The organism is Nostoc sp. LPT (assembly GCF_017115165.1).
Taxonomy (GTDB): Bacteria; Cyanobacteriota; Cyanobacteriia; order Cyanobacteriales; family Nostocaceae; genus Nostoc.
The window spans coordinates 1-6,302 of record NZ_JABXKF010000119.1; the positions used below are offsets into that span (position 1 = coordinate 1).

Sequence of the window (6,302 nt, forward strand, 5' to 3'; positions counted from 1 at the left end):
TCGTTGTCAGCGTTCTTTTCTACTCTCCTTTAGATTTACTTTATAAATAGCCTCTAAATCGTTGAAATTTAAACCAGTAGGCAAATCGACAAGTGCCGACTCTAAAAGTTATTTATGTCGGCACTTCCGAAACGCTACTTTGCCTTTTTTGCAGCTTCTCTAGCATTAGGGTGACGATACGAGCGTGAATTACCACAATCGATGGCTGCGAGTTTTGCATTACAGAGTACTGCTTCAATTTTCCCAGAACCAAGCACTCTAAGATGCGATTAATTTCAAGGATGAGATTGTGTCATTAGTTATCCCAAAGTTTTCGACCCAAGGATAGTAGCCTGGTCCTAGATCCTTGAAAGAACCTGTGTAATTTGCATCTGCATAGAAACGCCACGTTCCTCCTGTAATAATAATTGAGGAAGTTTCATCGTTAAAATCATCCCCAACGTATGGACGGCTTCGGGTTGCACTGAATGTCTTACCACCATAATCGATGTTTTCACGAAGTAATACTTTCGCTCCACCCTTAATGGTACTAGCTTCTTCAAAGGAAAGCTCTACAAAAAGGTGATTTGTGTCAACAATTTTCATGTTTTACTTTTTTGGTTAAGGAAATGGTTGTTACTACAGTTGTAGATAGTTGTAATGGACTGTCAACAACTGCTTATACTCTTTAAAAAAATCAGAGATTTTCGGAAACTTAACAAAAGTTAATTGAGAATACCGTTGGCGAAATATTACTGAACAAAAAAGTTTTCTTTACTACTTGCTATTATGGGCAAAACGGAAGGAACACATGAGAATTTATAGAAAAGTTCAGCTATCTGAGCATTCCTTCCACAATCCAGTGTTTCGGTTGTAAGTTGAAGCCTTTTGTGTCATCTGAACGTTTGACGATCTCAAGCTCGATCTATCAGTTGCTTTCGAGCGATCGCTACTAGAAAAATGCCAGCATTGTTTTGCAATATATAATACTTTATTTCCTTAAGTGTAATTAGTGTAGGCATCACTATGCAAAAAAACTTTCTGCATTATGATTATCTAAATAAAAAGTCCAAATGAACGCGATGTACAAACCTGCACAACTGCATTGGCTTTCTGGGCTATTTGGTAGTTGGCAAACTCTACGCACTGTTCACTTTATCACTGTTCCCACTGTCATACTGTTTACAGTTGCTCATTCTTTACTTGCGCTGAAGGTAGGAAGCATCCGTTTAGTGAAATCTATGTTTTTGTAGAGGTTTTATGAGTCTGATTCTTCCCAAACGTACCTTATCCCGTCGTCGGTTACTGCAAGTATCTGGACTTTCAGGGGTAGGCTTTCTTCTTAGTGGCTGTGGGACAAATTTGTTCTCAGATAATCTGCGGCAAATATCTGAGCCACTGAATGAACGTCTTGAAGCACTTCTATTAACTCAAAAACCTATACCTGAATTTCCTGTCAGTGCCATAGAAGCAGATAAATTGCTGGTTAATACCTTTGACTTCACCCCGCAAATTGATCCGGCACAGTTTCGCTTAATAATTGATGGTGAGGTCAATAATGTGATGCAATTGAGCATGGCAGATATTCAAAAACTTCCCTTGACTTCAATGGTAATTCGCCATGTCTGTGTTGAAGGCTGGGCTGCGATCGTTCAATGGGGAGGCGTGCGATTACGAGACTTAGTAGCCCTGGTACAGCCTAAGTCAAACGTCCGCTATGTCTACTTCAAATCTGCTGATGGCTACTATGAAAGCTGGGATATTGCCTCTGCTGTGCATCCGCAAACTCTCATGGCTTATCAAAAGAATGGACAACTTTTATCGGCTGATAATGGTGCGCCCATGCGTCTAGCATCCCCAATTAAACTGGGCTATAAGCAAAGCAAGTGGGTAACTCAAATTACCTTTGTCAGTAATTTGTTACCTATTAAAGGCTATTGGGAGGATCAGGGCTATGAGTGGTTTGCAGGGTTATAAGGGAGGCAAGGGAGGCAGGGGAGGCAGGGGAGAAAATTTTACCTTGTTCCTCTGCAATCGTATGTTTTTTTATTTGGAAGTTCCTTATATCCCCACCCTATAGAGGGATGGGGAATTATGGCGATTAGTTAAAAATCGTTTGGTAAGCGACAAAACATCAGACAGACCAAAAATAACCAATTAGTTCTGTTAACTCCGGGTTACTGTAAGGTTTATCAATAACTGTATCATCCCCACTTAACGTACCACCTACTAAATTGATATGCAGCTTGACTTCATCAAATAAATCTTTAGCTTTATACCGCTCTCGTAGCAAAAATCAATTGACACTATCATGAGACAAACCCCTGACAGAATCGCTGCCAAACGTGTACAGCCTGGATATTTTGATTCCGCTAGTAAAAAAAAAGTGTAAGTGTTCAAGTCACACTTAGCAGTTGATGGCTTGGTAGTGGCTCTGATAGTTTGAACCCCAAATTGAGCAACATAGATATTATCCATATTTCCAAGCACTGGTGATTAGCGATCGCCTAATTGAAGAGTATGACCTTTCTAATTATCGCTAATTCACATTTAGGCTACTTTGTCAATGCGTAAGTCCTATCAGTTGCGAATGTGAAACGATTTTAAGGATATTCTATTATTAAAATTAGATATAGAACATCCAGAAGGGTTGCCTTTAGATGAGCTTGTATTTCCAATTATTGACAGTTTCAAGCCTCGTTGACATACTCACCGACCTTTAAGGTCGGTGAGTATGTCATTATTGTTTTTTATTATACTTAATACTATCACCGTATTATCTCTTAGTTTTTTTCAAAAATCAAATATGATTCCTATATTATATATTTATGCGTTTTAAGCTGGTTCTTCGTTCTGGTTCAAATACTGACTCTAACATTACTGTAAGGAGCAATCAGAATGGCTACTATCAACGGTACTATCTACAACAACACTCTATCAGGTGGGGCAGGTAATGACGTTATCTTTGGCAATAATGGAGACGATAAGCTGTACGGCTTGTCTGGCAACGATCGGCTGTACGGTGAGTATGGCAACGATACTCTCTCTGGCAGGTATGGCAACGATACCCTCTCTGGCAGGTATGGCAACGACCTGCTAGATGGTGGTGAGGACAACGACGTGCTGGATGGTGGTGAGGACAACGACACGCTGTACGGTGGTGTTGGCAGCGATACGCTGTACGGTGGTACTGGCAACGATAGGGTGTACAGTGGTGCTGGCAACGATAGGGTGTACGGTGGTGCTGGCAGCGACATTCTATTAGGTGCGGCAGGTAATGACATTATCTTGGGCAATATTGGAAACGATAAGCTGTACGGTGAGGATGGCAACGATACTCTCTCTGGCAGGTATGGCAACGATACCCTCTCTGGCAGGTATGGCAACGACCTGCTAGATGGTGGTGAGGACAACGACGTGCTGGATGGTGGTGAGGACAACGACAGGCTGTACGGTGGTGCTGGCAGCGATACGCTGTATGGTGGTGCTGGCAGCGATACGCTGTATGGTGGGATAGGCAGCGACATTCTAAGAGGTGGAGCGGGTGCTGACTTTTTCGTTAGTGATTCCCTCGACTTACTTCCAGACTTCAACCCACTTGAAGGAGACACATACCTACCCGGGAGCACCCCAGTTTTTATTTAGCGAACAAAGATTAATCCATAGGCGATCGCTATTTATCCAAGGATGATTGTTCAGAGCCTGAAACGAGGTATTTTCGTTCATGCACAGAATGATTCGTTTGTACAGTGCGTAAGTCCTATGTGTTTAACCGCAGATGATATTATGGCGATCGCCTCCTGCTCCCAATGTAATTTTTGCAACTTCACAAGCTAGACGATTATTCTCAAGTAATTAGAGCCTTTGAGTACTAGCAAAAGGGGCGGTGAATACTGAGCGATATAAATATGTTGTATATCTACTGACGATTCATTGGAAATATTTAACTATTTCAATCCAATTATCAGCAACAAATATACAACATTAACTACTCAATCTGAATAAGCATATCTGGTTTGGGTGATTTTGATTGCCAACAAAGGCAAAAAATTAAATGCTCATCCAAGTGGAATTACAAAATTCAATGAAACCAAGTATCTGAACAAAGTTATTCAGGAAATAATACATTATCAATAACATGGATAACACCATTGTCAGCTTCCACATCCGAAGTCACAATGTAAGCATCATTCACCTTAACATCATTCTCAGTATTAACTTTGATATCTTTTCCCTGGGTTGTTGTTAGCTTTTGCGACTGAACTAAATCAGTTGCATTAATCTTGCCAGAAACCACATGGTACTCTAAAACCTTTCTTAATTTAATAACATCCTGTAGGAGTTCTTCTACGGCTCCTGATGGGAGTTTGGAAAAGGCTTCGTCTGTTGGGGCAAAGACAGTAAATGGCCCATCTCCCTTAAGCGCAGTATCAAGACCAGCGGTAGTAATAGCTGTTACTAAGGTGTTGAAAGAACCTGCATTAATTGCAGTATCTATAATATCTGGCATCTGATGTCACCTCAATTGTGTGAAAACTTGATGTTAAGAGATTTAGCACATAAGTGTATGTTTAGACTATAGGTCAGTCTTATGCCACTGCCGACCATCGCGCACCAATAAATCATCTGCTGCCAATGGTCCCCATGAGCCTGCTGCATAGTTGGGAAAGTTTTCAGGTGGCGTGGTTGCCCAAGCCTCTAGAATGGGGGTGACGACGCTCCAGCCCAGTTCTACGTTGTCCGATCGCTGAAACAAAGTCGCATCACCGATCATGCAGTCGTATAGCAAGGTTTCATAGCCAGTACTCTGGATCTTGCCAAAGTAGTCAGTGTAGCAAAAGTCCATTTCTACCGCATCCATTGCCATCGCGGGGCCAGGCACCTTTGCACCAAATTGGAGGTGAATTCCTTCCTCTGGTTGAATGCGGATGGTCAAGAAATTAGGCGTGAGACGCTCAATCGAGGTTTGGCGAAATAATAGTGAAGGTACTTGCTTAAACTGAATTGCAATTTCAGTCACACGTTTAGCCAAACGCTTGCCCGTTCGTAGATAAAACGGCACTCCTGCCCAGCGCCAGTTGTCGATGTTCAGCTTTAAGGCAGCATAAGTTTCAGTGGTAGAGTCTGACGCAACTCGTGGCTCTGAGCGATAAGCAGGCACTTCGGTATCCTTCACCGTTGCCGCACCATATTGTCCCCGTACAGTATGAGTTTGCACAGTTTCAGCAGTGAGCGGAATGATGGACTTCAATAGTTTTGACTTTTCATCACGCACCTCATCGGCTGAAAATGAGACTGGGGGTTCCATCGCCGTCATTGCCAGCAGTTGAAACAGATGATTTTGCACCATGTCCCGCACTGCGCCTGTACCTTCATAGAAGTTGCCTCTGCCTTCGACTCCAACCGTTTCGGCTACGGTAATCTGGACGTGATCAATATGTTCGCGATTCCAAATCGGTTCAAACAAGCCATTACCAAACCGAAATACCAAAATGTTTTGTACAGTCTCTTTGCCCAGGTAGTGATCGATGCGGTAAATCTGTTTTTCCTGAAGGACAGCACCAATGGATTTATTCAGGGCACGAGCCGAGTCCAAATCATGCCCAAACGGTTTCTCGATGATAACTCGCCGCCAGCGATCGCTCTCTTCGCGGACTAATCCTGCTGCGCCAAGTTGCGTAATGATGTCGCAAAAGAAGTTAGAGCCAGTTGCCAGGTAGAACAAATAGTTTCCCTGAGTGCCACAGTCTCGATCGATTTGAGTGAGTAAGTCTTGTAACTGATGGTAAGTGTCAGCCTCCTGAAACTCACCAGCAAGATAGTACAGTCGCTGCTCAAGCGGTTGCCAGAGATCATCCTCTACGGGAACCGTTGCAAACTCATGAATGTCTTGGGCGAGTTTGCTACGAAAATCGTCCTGATTCATTGAAGTGTGTGCAATTCCAACGATTGCAAATTCCTGCGGTAGCAAATTGCTTTGTTTGAGGTTGTAGAGGGCGGGAAGCAGCAGACGTTTAGTTAAATCTCCTGCTGCTCCAAAGATAACGAGCACACAGGGTTCTGCCGGACGGATTGAGGCTTCAACAGGAACCTGGGGCGTGGTGGCAGCCGTCATGATAAAATCTCCGCATGTTCTTCAAGATGTCCACCAAACTATAGCGCATTGCAGACAGCAGTTTATCTGGAAACGTCGCGGTGACTTATGCTAAATAGTTATTATCCATCGCGGCAGGTCGGTTTGATACATCATAAAGCAGTCCTGATGATCAGAGGCTATTTATAAAGTAAATCTAAAGGAGAGTAGAAAAGAACGCTGACAACGA

General features: G+C 42.9%; 6 protein-coding genes and 1 pseudogene. 3 read left to right on the forward strand and 4 right to left on the reverse strand.

Annotation, left to right across the window (positions count from 1 at the left end):
* Positions 1–258 precede the first annotated feature (258 nt).
* Entirely contained in the window at positions 259–585 is a 327-nt protein-coding gene (locus tag HWQ58_RS22280; protein ID WP_292867230.1) for a beta/gamma crystallin-related protein, read from the reverse strand.
* 476 nt (positions 586–1,061) lie between these two features.
* On the opposite strand from HWQ58_RS22280, the gene HWQ58_RS22285 reads away from it, so the two are divergent.
* The gene (locus HWQ58_RS22285; protein WP_292867232.1) at positions 1,062–1,232 is read left to right on the forward strand and encodes a hypothetical protein; all 171 of its coding nucleotides are present in this window, start codon (positions 1,062–1,064) and stop codon (positions 1,230–1,232) included.
* A gap of 7 nt (positions 1,233–1,239) precedes the next feature.
* Positions 1,240–1,956, forward strand: a complete 717-nt coding sequence (locus HWQ58_RS22290) for a molybdopterin-dependent oxidoreductase (protein ID WP_292867234.1) — start codon at positions 1,240–1,242, stop codon at positions 1,954–1,956.
* 163 nt (positions 1,957–2,119) lie between these two features.
* Here HWQ58_RS22290 and HWQ58_RS22295 read toward each other — a convergent pair.
* A pseudogene (locus HWQ58_RS22295) lies at positions 2,120–2,418 on the reverse strand (IS701 family transposase); the annotation flags it as partial.
* 459 nt (positions 2,419–2,877) lie between these two features.
* Here HWQ58_RS22295 and HWQ58_RS22300 point away from each other — a divergent pair.
* On the forward strand, positions 2,878–3,624 hold the full coding sequence (locus tag HWQ58_RS22300) for a calcium-binding protein (RefSeq protein WP_292867237.1): 747 nt from the start codon (positions 2,878–2,880) through the stop codon (positions 3,622–3,624).
* A gap of 463 nt (positions 3,625–4,087) precedes the next feature.
* Here HWQ58_RS22300 and HWQ58_RS22305 read toward each other — a convergent pair whose 3' ends face one another.
* Entirely contained in the window at positions 4,088–4,489 is a 402-nt protein-coding gene (locus HWQ58_RS22305) for a fasciclin domain-containing protein (protein ID WP_292867239.1), read from the reverse strand.
* 66 nt (positions 4,490–4,555) lie between these two features.
* On the reverse strand, positions 4,556–6,094 hold the full coding sequence (gene zwf, locus HWQ58_RS22310) for a glucose-6-phosphate dehydrogenase (RefSeq protein WP_292867240.1): 1,539 nt from the start codon (positions 6,092–6,094) through the stop codon (positions 4,556–4,558).
* Positions 6,095–6,302 lie beyond the last annotated feature (208 nt).